Genomic DNA, 17,673 nt, shown 5'->3' on the forward strand with positions numbered 1-17,673 from the left:
AATCAACAACCTCATAAGGGACAAAATATGCTGACCGGCTCTACAATTCTCCTGACTGGCGGAACTGGCTCTTTTGGATCGCATTTCGTTCCTATGACGCTTGAAAAATACAATCCTAAGCGAATTATCATTTATTCGCGTGACGAGATGAAACAATGGGAAATGGCCAAAATCTATGGCGATGACCCACGTGTGCGGTTTTTCATTGGCGATGTCCGCGACCGTGACCGCTTGATGCGCGCGCTGGATGATGTGGACTTCGTGGTCCATGCGGCGGCCACAAAAATTGTGCCAATCGCGGAATATAACCCATTTGAATGTGTCAAAACCAACATCAATGGCGCGATGAATGTGATCGACGCCTGTATCGACAAAGGCGTGAAGCGCTGTGTTGCCTTGAGCACGGATAAGGCCTCGAGCCCCGTGAACCTTTATGGCGCGACGAAATTGGCGTCCGACAAGCTGTTTGTTGCGGGGAATTCCTATTCTGGCGCTGATAAATGCCGCTTTTCTGTGGTGCGTTACGGTAATGTTATGGGCTCGCGCGGGTCGGTTATTCCGTTTTTCGATAGCCTCAAAGAAAAAGGGTCGCTGCCGATCACCGATCCACGGATGACTCGCTTCATGATTTCCCTTGAAGAGGGCGTTGATCTGGTTTGGCACGCGTTTGAGGATATGGTTGGCGGCGAAACTTACGTGCGCAAAATTCCGTCCATGAACATCCTCGATATTGCATCGGCGGTTGTTCCCGGAGCAAAACAAGAGACCATCGGTATCCGCCCCGGCGAGAAATTGCACGAGCAGATGATCGGTGTCGAAGATGCGCCCCACACCTATGAATATGACAAATATTTCAAAATCATTCCTGCGATTCACAATTGGTCAAAAGACCCATATCGGATTAAAGATGGCAAGAAAGTTGCTGAAGATTTTGAGTATACTTCGGACGGAAATTCTGAATGGATGGGCGTTGCGGAGCTTCAGGAATGGATTGCCGCGAACAGTGGTAAAATCGGTAAATTCTAATGATCCCATATGGCCGCCAAGAGATTTCGGATGAGGATATTGAAGCGGTCGTAAGGGTTTTGCGATCAGATTACCTCACGCAAGGCCCCGCCGTTCCAGCCTTTGAAGCAGCGGTTGCCAGTTCCTGCAACGCGGCTTTTGGCGTCGCGGTGAATTCGGCGACGTCAGCGTTGCATATTGCCTGTATGGCGTTGGACCTTGGGCGCGGCGATTGGTTGTGGACCGTTCCGAACACCTTTGTCGCCTCGGCAAATGTGGGGCTATATTGCGGTGCAGATGTTTCGTTTGTGGATACGGATCCGCAAACCTACATGATGTGTCCCGACGCCCTTGCCGACAAACTGGCTGCGGCGGAACGTGCTGGAACTTTGCCTAAGGTCTTGATTCCTGTGCATTTTGCGGGGCAAAGCCCAGCGATGGACCGGATTGGGGCGCTTGCCAAACAATATGGTGTGCGCATTATCGAAGACGCATCCCACGCCATTGGCGCCGCGTACAAAGGCCAACCCGTGGGCGATTGCACGCATAGTGATATCACCGTGTTTTCCTTTCACCCCGTAAAAATTGTGACCACCGCAGAGGGCGGGCTGGCGACCACCCAAGACCCAGAACTTGCACGGCGTATGGAGCTTTATCGCTCGCATGGTGTAACGCGCGATCCGGCTTCATTGACCGGTGAAGAGCTTGATGGCCCGTGGGCGTATGAGCAGGTTGCCTTGGGATACAACTATCGCATGACCGAGTTGCAGGCCGCGTTGGGTTGTTCGCAAATGACCCGCCTTGCGGAATTTGTGGAACGTCGTAATCAACTGGCAACGCGCTATGACAGGCTTCTGGCGGACCTCCCGCTGACCTGCCCAGCCCAATCGTCTGATGCTTATTCTGCGTTCCATCTCTACCCTATTCAGGTGGACAATCGGGCGGAGGTTTTTGCGGCGTTGCGGGCGGCGGGGATTGGTGTAAATGTGCATTATATTCCGGTCCATACGCAACCGTATTGGCGCAACCGTGGGTTCAACTGGGGCGACTATCCCAACGCAGAGGCCTACTATAAGCGCGCGATCAGCATCCCGTTGTATTTCGGTCTAAGCGATCAAGATCAGGACCAAGTCGTCTCGAGCCTCTCGGCGGCATTGAATGTCTCATAAACCCGTCCTGTTGGCGTATCTCAACGGAATGCCGGATGTAGAGAGCACTTATCCGGTTCTCGCGCGCCTGCATAAGCGCGGCAACGTTGATGTGCGCGCTTTCGTTTACTCGAAACTGTTGCGCAAAGAAAAGCGTCTTACACAAGCCTTCAACAGCGAAGGTTTCATGCCCGAACCGGCGTCCAAATGGCGGATGAAACTCTTTTATAAAAGCGACATCAACAAAGCCGATGCGGTTCTTACGATTGCCGATCCAAACTGGGATTCGACCACTCGCAAACAACGCGGCACGCATATTCGCACCAACGGACAACAGAGCATTTTCCTACAACACGGCGCCTATCAATTGGGTGTGAACGGGCCTCTTACGGATGGGCCTATGGCGTATTATTCGCAGCGCCTTTTGTTTTGGGAACCCCTTGGAAAAAACAGAAGCCTGTTTGAGCCTGCAAGTGCGGAGCGCGTTCAGGTTGTTGGATTTACGAAGAAAAACATCTTGCCTTCAAATGCATGGGGTCCTGAAGTCAACGACTGGGTCGCTCGATATCCCAAACGGTTGTTGGTGTGCCAATCCTTCCGTTGGGGCAAAGGGCGCTATTCTGGTGACCATATTTCGCATTTTTACAACCTGATGGATTCCATTCTCACGAACCATCCGGATATGGGGATCATCATTCGGTCACACCGTGGAAAAGTGCGTAAAAACCACCGTAGTCATGACAAAGCCCTCGCGCAGAAGCATCCGAATGTACTGTTCTCACACTACTATTCAGGCCCCTTGGCTAAGGCGTCCATTCACGACGCGATTGACCTGTGCGACGCGATGATTTCGCCGACTTCAACGACTGTGCTGGATTGTATCTATTCCGGGAAACCTGCTGCCGTTTTTGCCGAAGACGTGGAAATTTTTTCCGAGTTGCAACAGATTTCGGACGCGGAAACGCTGGAGAATTTCGTGAACTCCCTGTCGGAGCCCGATCCCGTTTATGATTTAATTCGGGCGCGGTTTGGCGCGTTTGATGCCAATTTGGACCGCGCCGCCGAAGCGATCGAAAGCCACATGTTTGATGTGCAGGCTGGTTAAGAAAACATATCCCAAGCCAAAGGTTCACCCCGTTTAAGAGTGCGATTTGCCGTTTTGCCAAGGGCGCTGGGCAGGTGTTTGGGCGCGAGGCCCAAACCAGGGCGGATTGATCTTAGGTTTTCATCCGTCAAAACTGCGCCTTCCGCAACGTCTTCAACAATATAAAGCGATCGCCGGAAGGTCGCGTTTGTACCGCCAACGCCTGCACGATCAAAACGTGGTTCGCCCAATGCTGCGTGCGCCATGCGGCAGTCGGCGACCAATTGCGTAAACTCGTCTGGCTCAAGCGAGAAGTCCGCATCTGGTCCGCCGTCGGCGCGCGCGAGGGTCATGTGCTTTTCGATGACGGTCGCTCCCCGTGCAATCGAGGCCACAGCGACCGCTGATCCCAACGTGTGGTCGGAAAGGCCAACCGTCACGCCAAAGGCTTTTGCCAAGGCTTCAATGGTGCCGAGGCGCATTTCCTCTGGTTTGGCAGGGTAGGCCGAGATGCAATGCAGGAGGCAAATTTCGGTGGCCCCACCCTCACGGGCGGCGCCTAATGCGTCTTCAATTTCGGCGTAATTGGCCACGCCAGTGGACATGATCATTGGTTTTCCTTGGGTAGCGACCTTGCGAATGAGCGGTGTATCCACGAGCTCGAAGGACGCAATTTTGTAGGCGGGAACATTAAATCCAGCGAGGAAATCAACGGCGGTGGGATCAAAAGGCGAAGAAAAACAGTGTAAATTATAGGACTTCGCGCGGGCGAAAAGGGCTTCATGCCAGTCCCAAGGGGTGCTGGCCTCCTGATACAATTCATGCAGGCTGCGACCATCCCAAAGCCCACCTGAAATGCGAAACTCGGGGCGATCAACGTCAATGGTAATCGTGTCGGCCGTGTAGGTTTGCAGCTTTACGGCGTCCGCGCCGGTTGTCGCTGCAGCATCCACCAACGCCAATGCGCGATCAAGGTCGCCGTTATGATTGCCTGACAATTCGGCAATGATATAAGGAGAATGCTCCGTTCCAATGGACCGTCCTGCGATTGAAAATTTAGGGTGCATCGCTGTTTTCTCCTTTGACTGGCTGCCAGATACCCGCGGCCAATTTCACATCGCATCGGTCAAGTCGGAACGCAAGGACTTGAGGATCATCGACGCCTATTTGACGAAATCCGAACCGCTTGTGCAAGGCAATTGAACGTGTGTTTTCAACGCGGACTTTTGCTTCAAGCGCGGTAACATCCCGCCGGTCAAACAGGACCTTCAGGAAGGTCGCCAACATACGTAGTCCGGCACCGCGTGGCGCATTTTCCGCGCCCACATAAAACCCCCACGACCAGGTTTTTCCGGCCACGATTTGCGCATTCACGTGTCCTAAATCGCGCGAGCCTTCGCTATAGATCATCCACAGACCTTCGTTTCCGCGCAAGGTTTTCCGCATCCAGCTTTCGTGATTGCTCCAAACAAGTTCATCCGTGTCGAGGCTGGCAGCACGAATATGCGATTGGTTTCGCCAGTCGTATAACGTTTGGGTATCGCCCAATTCCATTGGCCTCAGCTTTGCTTCAAGTACGTCCATCACGCGTCCAGCCCCCAAGCCGTCACACAATCCAGCGGCTGCTTTCGACATATTTCGGCACTTGGAAATTGTCCGGATGAGGGCGTGGTGTAATATGTTGGGATTGCGGGCTTGCTCCAAGGAAAGCGCAGTCACGGCCCCCGCGCGATCAAGGGCGTCGAGCACGGCTTTCTGGTTGTCCGCGGTACAAATGGCCATAGCGGGAAGGCCGAGACAGCAACGCTCCCAGCTCGTCATGCCTCCCGCTCCGATACATAAATCGGCCCGCGCCATGCGCTCGGCCATGTTGTCGGCATCCAAAGCGAGCGTCGCCTTTGGACGTGTCGCCAAAAGAGTTTCGACCTCGATTACGGTTTGGCTTGAAGATCCCATAACGACTTCGACTTCGATATCAGGAAATGCGGCGAGCGCTCGCAGTGCGAGGGGGGCCAATCCAGAGCCGTCGACCATACCCGGCGCAATAAGGATGCGTGTGACGGTATCATTTCGGCCGGCGAGGGCCGTGGGGCGCAATGCAGCGAATTCGGGTCTAAGAAGGGCAAAACTGGCACCTGTAAGTGTGGCATCGGCGGGATTGAGGCGCGCCGTTTCTGACATTCGAGTTTGATCAAGAACACGCTCGGACCCTAACGCGCGGTCATCCAAATCGTCGATCGCCATGAATTGCGCTGTATAAGTCGCGCTTCGAACTTCGTGGGTCCAGCGTGCATCCAGCCCATAGTGATCCCAAATGATCCAGTCGGGGCCGAGTTTCTGGGCGGCCTCAGCCGTCGCCCTTGCGTCCTCTTGCCATGAAGTCGCCAGCCAATTGCTGTGGGCAGGGCCCGCCGGGTCATGGGGGGGAGGTGAACTTGGACTGATATCGTGGACCTTGAAGCCAGAATCCCGAACCCGTTGTGACATGGTATTGAGCCTTGCAGCCATAACAAATTCAACGTGGTGCCCGCGCTCCGTCGCCTCGTTCGCCAATGTTAGGCACCGCATGACATGACCGCCACCAATGATCGTATCGCCGTCAGTCCGGATGAGAAGACGCATTTTTCTCCATTTCCAAAAGGGCAAACTGATGCTCGGCGCGACGCCAATCTGTAGGCGTGTCTATGTCGATACACCGTTCCGGCGGCAAAATCACCGAAGCTGCTCCGTCCCAAACGCGCGCGTTTTTATCGAGCCAAGTTTCTGCTCGGGCCCAATAGAACTGCCCCGCGTCAAAGTACGCGGGTTCCAAATCTTGGGAACGCATGGGCATTTTTTCGGGGTGCCTTGCTGCGACTCGCTCTGTTGCATCGATCATTGTATATGCGCGGTCAATCGGCGTGGCATACTCGCCAAGAGACAAAACCCAGTCAACATCCTCGGTCAATTGGTCTTTTCCTCGGGCAAGGTCGTCTCCCGAAAGAAAGAGTGCCGTCGGGTATATGCAGCATACAAGGGTTTTTGGCGGGAGGTTCAGTTTTTCCACCGCGTCACGGATCACATCCGTCGTTCCCGTGAAATCGTCAGCCAATGTGGAGTCCCGCAAAAAGGGAACTTCGGCCCCATGAGTTTGAGAGACTCGGGCGATTTCGGCATCGTCCGTCGTAACAATAACTCGGTCAAAACATGCACTCTGTTGGGCAGCCTGAATTGGCCATCCGATTGCTGGTTTCCCATGGAAATCAAGAATGTTTTTCCGCGGAATGCGCTTTGATCCACCCCGCGCAGGAAGAATTGCTATGGCTTTTTCGTGCACTGCGAACTTCCTTTGGCTTTGATCTCAAGTCGTTGACAGCAATAGATCATATCCTGTTTCACGGAACAAGGTACAGAACGCGGGCGCTCAATTGCCTTGGAACGTCGGATGTTTCAGGTATATAGCGTTGAAAGAAAAAGAAGTGATCGCCCCATGTCGCAAGAGAACCTACACGAAACCACGGCTGATCCAAAGCCAGATGGCCCGTTTCGGGATCGTCTGTTGTTCTGGTTTATTCGGATCATTTTGGCGGTGTTGCACCTCGTGCCCTATCCGTTGAGAATTCGAGTTGGTGGCTGGTTTTTTAAACATATTGTCGCCCCTGTCGCTGGATACCGGCGCCGAATCCGCGTAAATCTTGATCTTGTGCTCCCTAATATTGATCCCGTCGAAAAAGAGCGTTTAACTCGTGCTGTGCCAGAAAATTTTGGGCGCACGATGACCGAGTTGTTTTCTCCGAGCGAGTTTTTGGAAATTGCGCGGAAAACAACACTCAATGGACCAGGACTTGAAGCTCTTGAAAAGGCGCGCGCATCAAAGCAATCCGCGATTCTTGTTTCGGGGCATTTTGGGAATTACGATGTTGTTCGCGCGAAAATGATTGACCAGGGTTTTGATGTTGGGGGTCTCTATCGTCCCATGAAAAACGTGTTCTTTAATGATTACTATGTGTCGACCATTTCCAAAATCGGGCAGCCGCTCTTTCAGCGTGGGCGCCGCGGAATGGCGCAGATGGTTAAGTTCTTGCGCTCTGGGGGAACTCTGGCGATCTTGATTGACCAGCATATGGGACAAGGTGCACCGCTCACTTTTTTCGGGCAACCTGCGCAAACCGCGCTTTCTGCTGCGCAGTTGGCCCTAAAATACAACGCTGTTTTAATACCCTGTTACGCGATCCGCCAAGAAGACGGGTTGAATTTTCGAATTGAACTTGAAGAACCTGTCCCGATTGGAAGTGCCGAAGAGATGACACAGGCTCTAAATGATAGTCTTGAGAAAAGGGTTCGGGAAAACATGGATCAATGGTTGTGGATTCATCGCCGATGGAAAGCCGCAGGTTCGCTGGAGTAGGGCATTCAGCTGTTTGCTGTTCCGTGATTGATTTAATTCACAATGAACTCCGCATGCAGGGCACCGGCAGCCTTAATTGTTTTTAGAATATCTATAAGATCCCGCGAAGAAACTCCTAAGGCGTTCAACCCTTGAACGACTTCCGAGAGAGAGGTTCCACCCGACACTTCGGCTAATCCTGTTATTGGATCCTGTCGTACATCAATATTTGTACGGGGAACAACGACTTCCCGCCCATCTGAAAACGGGTTTGGTTGCGCAACGAGAGGTTCTTCCTGAATGCGAATGGTTAGGTTCCCCTGTGACACGGCAACTCTGCTAATTCTAACATCCTCGCCCATAACGATCGTGCCAGATCGCTGGTCGACCACAACGCGGGCTTTTCTTTGTGGCTCCACATCAACGTTTTCTATGCGCCCAATTGCATGAGCTGCGGAGGCCATTTTAGTGGCAGGAATATCAATTTGCACGGTTCCTGCATCCAGCATTAACGCGACCCTGCGACCGAATTCCCTATTAATCGCCCTCTCAATCCGCTCGGCAGTTGTAAAGTCCGGCGTCCGAAGTGCAAGCCGCATTTGTTTGATGGCAGCAAAGTTAAAATCAATTTCGCGTTCAACCCGCCCTCCAGCTGGAATTGTACCTGAAGTAGGTACGCCCCGCGTTATGCTCGCTGACTCTCCTTCTGCGAAAGCCCCTCCAGCAATAATCGAGCCCTGACTGACCACGTAGATTTCACCGTCTGCGGCGTTCAACGGTGTCATAACAAGCGTGCCACCAGCGAGGCTCTTTGCGTCGCCCATTGTGGAAACAGTTACGTCAATCATACTGCCCGCTCTTGCAAACGGCGGGAGGGTGGCTGTTACAAATACACCGGCAACATTCTTAGGTCGGAATTGTTCACCGGTTACATTTACCCCAAGCCTCTCGAGGATGTTTGACATAATTTCTTCTGTAAAGGGCGCGTTTCTTAGTCCGTCGCCGGTACCATCTAGGCCAACAACTAATCCATAACCAACAAGGTCGTTACTTCGGACGCCATCAAACTCAACCAGATCTTTAATCCTGACGGGTGATGCATGGGTGAGGCCGGTTGAACTCACCAGTAGGATAGTAAAAAGTGCCAGAATTCTTCTGATCATCTTAAAAAGTCCACTAGATTTAGGCGCGATAGTCGCGCAGTTACTGTGTAAAGCGTCTCGAGTTGAATTTGCACAGCTTCAAGTTCCGTCGCTGCAGTGTAGGGATCGGCTCCCAGTACTCTCGTGCGCGCCAAATCCAACGCGTGTATTTCTGTTTCGTTCTGAACGCGCATTTCGTCGATATGGGCTTCGGCAGTGCCCGTTGCTGCTCTCAAGCCTGATATTTCGTTCTCATTTGACAAAAGGGCCTCGCCAGCACTTTGAAGGAGGATTTGCCTTTCGGAGGCGAAGGCACTCATAGTCCCCTCGGAAATGAGAGCCGCGATAGCAAGACCTTTCAATACACCCCGAATTCCGGGATCGGCTGCTGTAATTTCAAAATGTGCTTCTCGCCCCGGACCAATCTTAAATGGCGAGAGCGTGGTCTGTGAGCCCGTATACCCAATTGTCTCGAACCCCCCACCCGCGTCGTCAAACCAAGAATCAATAACTGCAAGCGCCCCTGCCGCCGTTGTTTCGGTTGCAAGAAGTGGTGTTAAATCCGCGAGCATATCGTCCACGGAAGCAAGAGCGGCTGTGTCAGTCGCCCTTCCGGAAAATAGTGCTCGGCCTGTTGTTTGAGTATTTAGAGCGGAAACTACAGACTCGAATTTCTGTTTGGTATCGGAGGTGGTGGCGTCAACGAGTTCATTGTTGTTGGTATTTGAGGCCATAAGGAGCGCTGGCGCCGCCTCACCAGTTAACCCTTGAATGAAGCCAAGAACTGACTGCGCATTTTCCACGAATAATGCCGCTTCCGAATTCGCGGTTTTATACGCGCCCAGGGAAGCCGCCGCTTCTTCAATTTCACTTAAACCAGTAAAATCCCCGCGAACAGCCTTGGAGGTGTCGGCGACTCTTCCGCTAGAAAGCTCAAGGGAGAGCCTATCCATTTCTGTCTTGAGCTGTGCGTTCTGACGGCTAAGCATGAAAGTGCGCGCTTGGTCACCAAATGAGGAAAACATCATATTTTAAAGCCCCATCAATAAGTCAAGCATTTGGTCAATCGACTGAATAACCTTGGCATTCGCGGCATAACTGCGCTCAACAAGAAGAAGTTTTTGCATTTCCTGATCGGAGTCGACTCCATATGCCTTCTCCTGCGATTGCAGCGCGGTTGTTTTTGTGGCTGCAAAACTAACGTCACTTTCACGCGACTGTCTTTGCACCCCAATGGACGAAAGAAAATCAGCCGACAGATCATTCAATGAGCGAGCTGAAGACGCGAAACTGCCCGAAGCTGGTGCGATTGGGGAGCGCAGGGCATCAATCATGGCTTGAAGCTTTGACGCATCACCAACCTCACCTGCAGTCGCCGCCCCAAGACCATCTCTTAAGCGCCACACTTCGCCCCCTTGGGCTGGGTCAACAGATGCTGTTAGCGCCAAACGAGTGGAAAGTGCAGACTCATTCAAGGGGTTAAAGGCTGCCCCAGAATCGGTGAAGAGACCTCCTGCACTGGTGTTGTCTACAGCGGGGTCGGAAAATCTCTCTACAAGATTGCGTGCAATGGCGTCGAGATCGGATTGTGCCTGAAGGGCGATTTCATCCCGGACTTCGAACAAAGAAGCGAGGGAGCCGCCATTAATGCTGTTTCGTTCGGCGGTCGTATCAATCGGGTACCCGTTGAGCGAAATCCCCGAGAGCGCCCCTGATTCGAGAGTCATTTGTGGAACGATCGTGCTGACGCCAGCGAACTGAAACTCACCAGCACGGCCGTCAAGGAGCACTGCGCCACCTGTGGTGAAAAGAGCAACTGTGTTCCTGTCGCGTGCCACCTCTTTTAATGGAACAATTTCGGCAATCTGGTCAATCATGGCCTGCCGTTGATCCATCAAACCGGTGGCATCATGACCAGAAGATGTTTGCGCAAGAATGTGGTCGTTTAGCTCTTCAATCTTTTGTAAACTATCATTGAGAAACGCCACCTGCGCACCAATTTCATGGTCTGCGGACATTCGCATGTTCTGTATGTCATCAGACACGGTTTTGAATTTTTGCGTCACATCATTTGCCGCAATCAAGACGGCATTTAATCGCGGCGTGGAATCCGGCCGGCTAGAGGCCTCGATGAGTGCGGTTTCAAGGGCACTGATTTCCTGATTTAGGGAGCCCGCGTCCTCAGGAATGCCAATTGTCCGCTCTAGTTCGCCAAGGAACTCGCTTAATACAGAAGCGTTTCCCAATTCCGCTTGCGCCACCCGACGATCAGAAATGAGGCCGGAGTCAACATTTCGAAATATGCCTTCGATTTGCACCCCAGCCCCATTCCCAGCCAATGACTGGGAAGAGAGCTCGAGTCTGCGGGTTGCGTATCCCTCGGTGAGGGAGTTGGCAATGTTTGAGGAAACGACTTGTGCGGCTCGCGATGAAGCCGAAAGCCCACTCAGAGCGTTCGAAAATGAAGATGTTAAACTCATTGCTTTTCCTCACTCATTTCCCCCGACTATCGCTTAATGTTAGTCGTCTCTTGCAACATTTCGTCGACGGTTTGGATGACTTTCGCATTTGAAGAATAGGCTCGTTGGGTTTGGATCAAGTTCGTGAGCTCGCCTGCGACATCTGTAGTTGAGCCCTCACGCGCAAATCCGGAAACCTCGCCGGTTGGGCCGTCGCCAGCATCCCAAAGGAAAAATGAACCTGAGTTTGGCGATACTTGAAATGCTTGATTGTTAAGGGACGTCAAAGCATTAGGGTTTGCCACGTCAACCAAGGGAACCTGATAAATCGTCCGGGTGAAACCTGTATCGTAGGTCGCGTTGATATAGCCATTGGCGTCAATCTCCACTGATGTCAGGTTGCCCACTGGTGAGCCGTCTTTCGTAATGGATGTCGGCGCAAAACTGTCTGAAAGCTGGGTCAAGCCGTTTGGATCCCCAAGCGTTCCAATGGTCATTTCCAAATTGCCACCCGCGACTACGAGGTCCAGCGTCCCATCGGTCGCATTATATGCCCCACCTGAAACGGCAACAACGGATTGCAACGTACCCCCATTTGCGCGACTGTCATCGAAAGTCAGAGTATACTCCCCGACCGTCCCACCAGCCTGTGCCGAGTCCGTAATTAGCATTGTCCATTCGTTTGAGGACCCACTCCCCGGTACCGTTGGCGTGAAAGTTACACCTAGTGTTTCCGAAGTTCCCAAGTTTCCAAAATACTCTACGGACAGCGGCAAGGTCTCGCCGGATGAACCGGCCTCAGTTTCTGTCGCGGGAAGGTTCACACCAAGATTGAGAGCGGTAGTAGGGTCGCCGGCGGATTGGTTCACATTGATAACGACGGGTTCGAGGCCGGACGTCGTATCCCGAGCGAATGTTGGAATTGTGCCATCTGCATCTGCAGGCCAGCCCAAAAGAACGAGGCCCGTTTCTGTTTTTAGAACTCCATTTGCATCTGTCCGAAAGGACCCGGTGGTAGTCATCATCATGGGGTCGTCGCCGGTCGCAGATATAGAAACCTCCGCAGTTACGGGCAACATACCGCGTCCGGAAACGGCAATATCTAGAGGATGGCTTGTGGCAATGAGAGGGCCGCGCTCGTCAATAAGACGACTTGTGGTAGCACGAACGCCCCCTGCGGAATAGGAGCCTGCGCCTGGCTCACCATTAATAACAAAGGATTGAAAAGCCGCAGTCGCACGTTTGTACCCATAGGTACCAGAGTTAGCGATGTTATCTGAAATAGTAGCCAAACGGGTTGCGTTTGCGCTAAGCCCGGCTACGCCGGCACTTAGGGAAGATGATATCGTCATGTAAATGCGCCTTTCTGCTGCACTGACCAATGGTCTACAACGACATCTACATGCGCATGCTTAACGGCCCCCTAACAATTAAAATGCGGTCTAATTTGTTTTTGCGCCGCGTTTTAGAAATCTGATCGCAGCAGGATGAGTTCAAGCCGATTGTTTCGATAAGACATTGGATCAGGGTCAATGGTTTTGCGAGATGCAAATCCCGTAACGCGTTGAACCCGTTTTCCTTCCAATCCTTCCTGCTCCAAAAGTTGGCGCATTGCCATGGCACGCGCCGTCGAAATACTCCAAGTACTGTCCGTGAGTGCGACGATAGGGACGGCTTGCGTGTGTCCATTCACGGCGACCTCATTGCGCACCAACTTAAATACACGAACCATCATCTCTGCTATTTCTATTGTAATTTCAGTTGGTTGCGACGTTCCTTCGATGAAAAGCGGCTCCCCCGGAATATCAAAAACTTCGATCACCAACCCTTCGTCGGTCAACCGCGTGAGAACATGCGTAAGCGCTTGGTCCAGCAGGATGCTTTCGCCACCAGCCCCTAGTAAGATTTGTTGAGCTTGCTCTAGATCTGCCTCCTCTGCGGCACGCGCAGCGCTTTCCTCTTCAGATTCCAAGCCACCATTTGCACCGTCAGTCTTACCTGTTTGCTCTAGAAGTTCTTCCGGCAATGGGTTGGATGCACCAACACCGTTGTGTGCCAAAGTTTCTTCGGGAAAGGGGCTATCCCCACCAAAAAAGCTACCACCTCCACCCGAGTTCCTATTGATTGTAATTGTTGGATTGAAGTAATCAGCAATCGCTTTGCGCTGCTTCTCGTTTGTGGCGCCCAGCAACCACATAAGAAGGAAAAACGCCATCATAGCGGTCACGAAATCGGCGTAGGCCACTTTCCACGCACCGCCATGGTGCCCCGCGGCAATAATCTTCTTGCGTTTAATAATAATCGGACGCTTGCTGTTATCAACAACGCTCATGTCACCACCTCTTATATTCACCCAACCTTTTGATATCAAAGGGGTGTGAAAGTGGCGTTAACCCTTCAAATCCTAACTAATTTTTGGTTTGAGCTGCGATTGCAGATCCTGCAGCCCAACCAGACGACCATGCCCACTGGAAGTTGTACCCGCCGAGCCACCCAGTGACGTCGACCACTTCTCCAATAAAATAAAGGCTAGGAACTAAACGTGATTCCATTGTTTTGGAGCTCAACTGATCGGTGTTCACCCCTCCCAGAGTCACTTCGGCCGTGCGGTAACCCTCTGTCCCCGTTGGAAAAAGCTCCCAAGCGGACAAATAGGTCGCAATAGCTCGCAAATCCACGTCGCTTTGGTCTGCTAGGTTTCCCGTCAGGCGCATTTGGTCGGAAAAATAGTCCGCAAGCCGAGTGGGGAGCACCATGGCCAGAACGTTGGAAATTGACTTTTTCCCGTGCTCCTTGCGCAACGCTCGGAGGTCTTCAAAAAGTGTCCGTTCGGGTAGGATATGCACGTGGATAGGGTCTTTTTCATTCCAGTAACTGCTGGCTTGCAGGATGGAGGGTCCGGATAACCCACGGTGTGTGAAGAGTAAGCCCTCACTAAAGCCAGTGCCATTTGCTGTGACGCGCGCGGGCACTGAAAGACCAGGAAGCGGGCTAAAATCCTGTTTGGTATCCTCACCAAACGTTAGCGGCACAAGGCCGGGGCGTGTTTCAATGATCGAATGGCCATACTGCTCTGCAATTTGATACCCGATGCCCGTCGCTCCCATTTTTGGGATCGATTTTCCGCCAGTAGCGACGACAACGGAGGAGGCTTGGAGCGTGCTTCCATCGTTTAAGGCGAGATCAAAAAGGCCATCGGAGTGGCGCACCGACGTCACCGAAGTTTGAAGCCGAAGCTCCACGGACGCCTTTTTCATCATCCGCAAAAGCATCGCGATGATATCTTTCGCCGTATCATCGCAAAACAACTGCCCAAGCGTTTTTTCGTGCCATGAAATGCTGTGCGTGGAAATTAACTCAATGAAATCCCACTGTGTGTAGCGTTTTAAGGCGGATTTGGCAAAATGGGGGTTTTGCGAGATGAAATTCTGAGGGCCACAATGGAGGTTCGTGAAATTGCAGCGTCCCCCGCCGGATATCCGAATTTTCTCACCCGCAGCTTTTGCGTGGTCAAGGATAAGGACAGTTTTGCCGGTGCTCGCCGCCTGGGCCGCACACATCATGCCGGCAGCGCCCGCCCCCATGACGATTACATCGAATTTTGAAATGCCACTCATACCTTGCTGAACCACAGCTGCCCATTCAATGCAAGGGGATGCTTAACCAATAAAGAGTTGGGTTAAGTAGATTGAGCCACAGTGGGACCCCTTTGGATCGACGGCTGCGCCCGTTGCGGTCATACGCATTCGGTTGCTCATGAAGTTTTCACGGTGTTTGGGCGATTCGATCCACTGGCGGGAGGCCTCACGCGCGAGACTTGCATAACTATGGGGAGGCAGCGTGTTCCCTTTGCCGTCAGCAAAGTCGCAGGTCGCCATATTCTTTACAAAAAACGGGCCACCCGTCAGCTGATATCGGTACATTCTAATAATGTTTTCGGCACCAGTCTTGACCTTGATCCCCGAATTCATGATGCGATTTTGCGTAGAGTTTTGCCCCCTAACATTGGACTTGTGTGACAGGGTGCTGTTTTTTGCCATCCACTTCGAGTGCTTCGTCGCAGGCTTTGTGAGCTTAGAGTCGCTTGATAGCGCGGGAAGTCCCGAACGACAGCGTGCGTAGTTGACTTCGATAAGGACCGCGTTGTTTAACAAGGATTCGTTGATTTTTCCAGTCGCGGGTATCGCTTTATTCGATCCCGCAATGAGTGTCCGTTCGCAGGCGGCTCCTGCAACGCTTGATAGAAAAATTACGCTGACGACGAGGCAAAAGCTACGGGCAATACTTCTCATAATTAAGCTCCTAAACTGGTTTTAAGGCCAAACCGCCTAATCTATTTCGTAAGAGCAGCAACGCCGACTACGGCGCCAAACAAGCCCACAATCGAGCTTGCCGCTGTGACAACTGATTCGGTTGCAAGCACAACATCACCGGGAACAATTTCGAATTTCTTAGCGCCAAACAACCCTTCTGCAGAAGTCAGGTCGATGGAAAACACGATTTGATCGCGTGCAGGGCCCGTTCCATCCAAACGGATCGCGGATGTGGGATAGTTTCTAAGCACGAGAATTCCCTCTGGATCAGCTCGCAAATCGTTCAATCCACCCATCATCGCGATCGCGTCGAGCGCAGTGATGTTGTCTTTGCTGAAATAGATAGTTGCCTCGTTTTTTGATGCCCCCATTCCTACAAAATAGCGCTTTTCTTCGTCGACAATAACCTTATCCCCGCCACGTAAAGTTGTGTCACGGCTTGGATCCTCATAGAGGTTATCAAGGGAAGTTCCGTAGGTCGTGTTATTGCGGACGAGGCGAATTTGTGGATTTCGGACACCACGGTCAACCCCGCCGCCTGCGGACAACAGGCTGAGGACGGTGAAGTTGCGATCTGGCAACTGGAAGCTTCCGGCCTTCATAACGCCGCCCACGAGGTCAACGGAATTCTTGCGGCCTGACACATGGACGAGTTGAACCTGAACGGCGGGAATAAGCGTCTCGATCTTGACTTGCAATTCCTTTCGAGCGCCCTCTGGGGTGAGGCCCGTAAGCAATACGTCCCCAACATACGGGACATAAATGGTGCCGCTTGGCGAAACAACGAGACCTGCGAGCTCAGTCGCTTTTTGCCCATCGGTGCTCAAAAGGGAGTTCTCTCCACTGTCCCAAATCCGGAGGCTCACAATATCACCTGCCGCAATTATGGGGCTCGCGGGTCCCGCCTGGTGTGAGATCCAAGGATATGATTTTGAGGACTGATTTCCCGGCCACTTAGCGAATTGCGTTAGGAAATCTGGTGATATGACATGCAGGGCGAATGGGGAATTTGCATCTCCAGCGCCACTAATCACCTCGCTCGAAACCGCGGCCCCCCTTGGGAGTGAGCAGGCGGCAATGCCAAGTCCTGCTACGAGTGCGAAGATTAGGTTCGTCAGCCTTGTCATTTTGGTCCCCTAAGGCCAGATTCTCGCACTATCTTGTGCCAAACCCGAAGAAAATTTTAGTTTCACACAAGATACTGTGTGCAGGGACAAGGTCAATCATACATTTAATATATGGCTATAATTGTCGGCATTAAGCGATCCTCGAAGTGTGGTGGAGTACATGAAAAACACTCTAGAGGCCAAAGCCTAAGAATTTGCTAGCAATTTTGGAACAGGTCACTTCCGCTTTTGGGAAATGCATCCGAACGGTTGAGGTTGACGCATAAATACTGCAAAACAAAATCGGAAAACATATGCGCGCGGTCCGGAAGACTCTCTTCATATTAGCGGCGCAGGAGATTGTGTGTGACTTGGCAGAAACGTAGTTTGGACATTTTTCTCGCGTGTGTGGGAATTCTCTTTTTTGCCATACCCTTTGCGGTGTTGTTCTTGTTTCTTATGGCTGTCCAGGGGCGGCCAATTTTCTACCTTTCGGAGCGCATGAAGTCCCCAAACGAGGGTTTTTTACTTTGGAAATTGCGCAGCATGGAAATGTCAGCGGTAAATTCTGGTGTGACCGGTGGGGACAAACAGGCGAGATATACGCGGTACGGCAAACGTTTGCGCCGTCTAAGGCTTGACGAAATTCCACAGCTTTGGAATGTGCTGAAAGGAGATATGAGTCTTGTTGGGCCGCGCCCACCGTTGCGGCTGTATGTCGAAGATTTCCCCGAACTTTATCAGCGGGTTCTCACCTCGCGGCCTGGAATTACGGGCTTGGCCACGCTTACTTACCACCAGCATGAAACTGAACTGTTGGCGAAATGCGTGACGGCCGAACAAACCGACATTGTATATCGGCGTCGCTGTATTCCCCAGAAAGCGCGTCTAGATTTAACCTATCAAGAGCACCAATCAGTGTGTTTCGATCTGGAAATTCTGGCCCAGACGGTTGGAAAAGTCTTTTCCGTACGCAAGTCAAGAGCTCGAAAATAGTTTGAAAACAAATGGTTGCGTAGAAAATAAAAAAGCGGGCCTCATTGCTGAAGC

Annotated in this window: 16 protein-coding genes; 5 read left to right on the plus strand and 11 right to left on the minus strand. The window is 52.1% G+C overall.

Annotated features, from left to right (window positions below):
• The first annotated feature begins 27 nt into the window (after nucleotides 1-27).
• Genes pseB through AB9F27_RS16290 form a run of 3 tightly spaced genes read left to right on the plus strand, consistent with a single transcriptional unit; the run spans nucleotide 28 to nucleotide 3,258 of the window.
• Nucleotides 28-1,026 carry a UDP-N-acetylglucosamine 4,6-dehydratase (inverting) gene (gene pseB / locus AB9F27_RS16280; protein WP_335585350.1) on the plus strand — a complete coding sequence of 333 codons (999 nt, stop codon included), beginning with the start codon at nucleotides 28-30 and terminating at the stop codon, nucleotides 1,024-1,026.
• Nucleotides 1,026-2,174: a UDP-4-amino-4,6-dideoxy-N-acetyl-beta-L-altrosamine transaminase gene (gene pseC / locus AB9F27_RS16285; protein ID WP_335585351.1), complete on the plus strand. Its 1,149-nt coding sequence runs from the start codon at nucleotides 1,026-1,028 to the stop codon at nucleotides 2,172-2,174. Before pseB ends, pseC begins: the two co-directional genes overlap by 1 nt.
• The gene (locus AB9F27_RS16290; protein WP_335585352.1) at nucleotides 2,164-3,258 is read left to right on the plus strand and encodes a hypothetical protein; all 1,095 of its coding nucleotides are present in this window, start codon (nucleotides 2,164-2,166) and stop codon (nucleotides 3,256-3,258) included. The genes pseC and AB9F27_RS16290 overlap by 11 nt, the downstream gene beginning before the upstream one ends.
• Here AB9F27_RS16290 and pseI read toward each other — a convergent pair.
• From pseI to pseF, 3 genes are read right to left on the minus strand one after another with little or no spacing between them, the layout of a single operon-like run.
• Complete coding sequence (gene pseI, locus AB9F27_RS16295; RefSeq protein WP_335585353.1) at nucleotides 3,255-4,304, minus strand: pseudaminic acid synthase; 1,050 nt, start codon at nucleotides 4,302-4,304, stop codon at nucleotides 3,255-3,257. The two genes, AB9F27_RS16290 and pseI, sit on opposite strands and share 4 nt — an antisense overlap.
• Entirely contained in the window at nucleotides 4,294-5,859 is a 1,566-nt protein-coding gene (gene pseG, locus AB9F27_RS16300) for a UDP-2,4-diacetamido-2,4,6-trideoxy-beta-L-altropyranose hydrolase (RefSeq protein WP_335585354.1), read from the minus strand. The genes pseI and pseG overlap by 11 nt, the downstream gene beginning before the upstream one ends.
• Nucleotides 5,837-6,553: a pseudaminic acid cytidylyltransferase gene (gene pseF, locus AB9F27_RS16305; RefSeq protein WP_335585355.1), complete on the minus strand. Its 717-nt coding sequence runs from the start codon at nucleotides 6,551-6,553 to the stop codon at nucleotides 5,837-5,839. The genes pseG and pseF overlap by 23 nt, the downstream gene beginning before the upstream one ends.
• A 153-nt stretch (nucleotides 6,554-6,706) precedes the next feature.
• Here pseF and AB9F27_RS16310 point away from each other — a divergent pair, with 153 nt between their 5' ends.
• On the plus strand, nucleotides 6,707-7,624 hold the full coding sequence (locus tag AB9F27_RS16310; protein WP_335585356.1) for a lysophospholipid acyltransferase family protein: 918 nt from the start codon (nucleotides 6,707-6,709) through the stop codon (nucleotides 7,622-7,624).
• 32 nt (nucleotides 7,625-7,656) lie between these two features.
• On the opposite strand, the gene AB9F27_RS16315 is transcribed toward AB9F27_RS16310, so the two are convergent.
• The 8 genes from AB9F27_RS16315 to AB9F27_RS16350 form a co-directional block, all read right to left on the minus strand.
• Nucleotides 7,657-8,766: a flagellar basal body P-ring protein FlgI gene (locus tag AB9F27_RS16315; protein WP_039002388.1), complete on the minus strand. Its 1,110-nt coding sequence runs from the start codon at nucleotides 8,764-8,766 to the stop codon at nucleotides 7,657-7,659.
• Entirely contained in the window at nucleotides 8,763-9,773 is a 1,011-nt protein-coding gene (locus AB9F27_RS16320) for a flagellin (RefSeq protein WP_335585357.1), read from the minus strand. The genes AB9F27_RS16315 and AB9F27_RS16320 overlap by 4 nt, the downstream gene beginning before the upstream one ends.
• 3 nt (nucleotides 9,774-9,776) lie before the next feature.
• Nucleotides 9,777-11,225, minus strand: a complete 1,449-nt coding sequence (gene flgK / locus AB9F27_RS16325) for a flagellar hook-associated protein FlgK (RefSeq protein ID WP_335585358.1) — start codon at nucleotides 11,223-11,225, stop codon at nucleotides 9,777-9,779.
• Nucleotides 11,226-11,251: 26 nt separating this feature from the next.
• Nucleotides 11,252-12,556: a flagellar hook protein FlgE gene (locus tag AB9F27_RS16330; RefSeq protein WP_039002391.1), complete on the minus strand. Its 1,305-nt coding sequence runs from the start codon at nucleotides 12,554-12,556 to the stop codon at nucleotides 11,252-11,254.
• A gap of 113 nt (nucleotides 12,557-12,669) precedes the next feature.
• The gene (locus tag AB9F27_RS16335; protein WP_335585359.1) at nucleotides 12,670-13,536 is read right to left on the minus strand and encodes a flagellar motor protein MotB; all 867 of its coding nucleotides are present in this window, start codon (nucleotides 13,534-13,536) and stop codon (nucleotides 12,670-12,672) included.
• A gap of 76 nt (nucleotides 13,537-13,612) precedes the next feature.
• Nucleotides 13,613-14,821 (minus strand): NAD(P)/FAD-dependent oxidoreductase, encoded by a 1,209-nt coding sequence (locus AB9F27_RS16340; RefSeq protein WP_335585360.1) that lies wholly within the window; start codon nucleotides 14,819-14,821, stop codon nucleotides 13,613-13,615.
• A gap of 42 nt (nucleotides 14,822-14,863) precedes the next feature.
• The gene (locus tag AB9F27_RS16345) at nucleotides 14,864-15,496 is read right to left on the minus strand and encodes a CAP domain-containing protein (protein WP_335585361.1); all 633 of its coding nucleotides are present in this window, start codon (nucleotides 15,494-15,496) and stop codon (nucleotides 14,864-14,866) included.
• Nucleotides 15,497-15,537: 41 nt separating this feature from the next.
• Nucleotides 15,538-16,644, minus strand: a complete 1,107-nt coding sequence (locus AB9F27_RS16350) for a polysaccharide biosynthesis/export family protein (RefSeq protein ID WP_335585362.1) — start codon at nucleotides 16,642-16,644, stop codon at nucleotides 15,538-15,540.
• A gap of 345 nt (nucleotides 16,645-16,989) precedes the next feature.
• On the opposite strand from AB9F27_RS16350, the gene AB9F27_RS16355 reads away from it, so the two are divergent.
• On the plus strand, nucleotides 16,990-17,619 hold the full coding sequence (locus tag AB9F27_RS16355; protein ID WP_335585363.1) for a sugar transferase: 630 nt from the start codon (nucleotides 16,990-16,992) through the stop codon (nucleotides 17,617-17,619).
• Nucleotides 17,620-17,673 lie beyond the last annotated feature (54 nt).

Source organism: Falsihalocynthiibacter sp. CO-5D18 (assembly GCF_041205445.1).
Classification (GTDB): Bacteria; Pseudomonadota; Alphaproteobacteria; order Rhodobacterales; family Rhodobacteraceae; genus Falsihalocynthiibacter; species Falsihalocynthiibacter arcticus.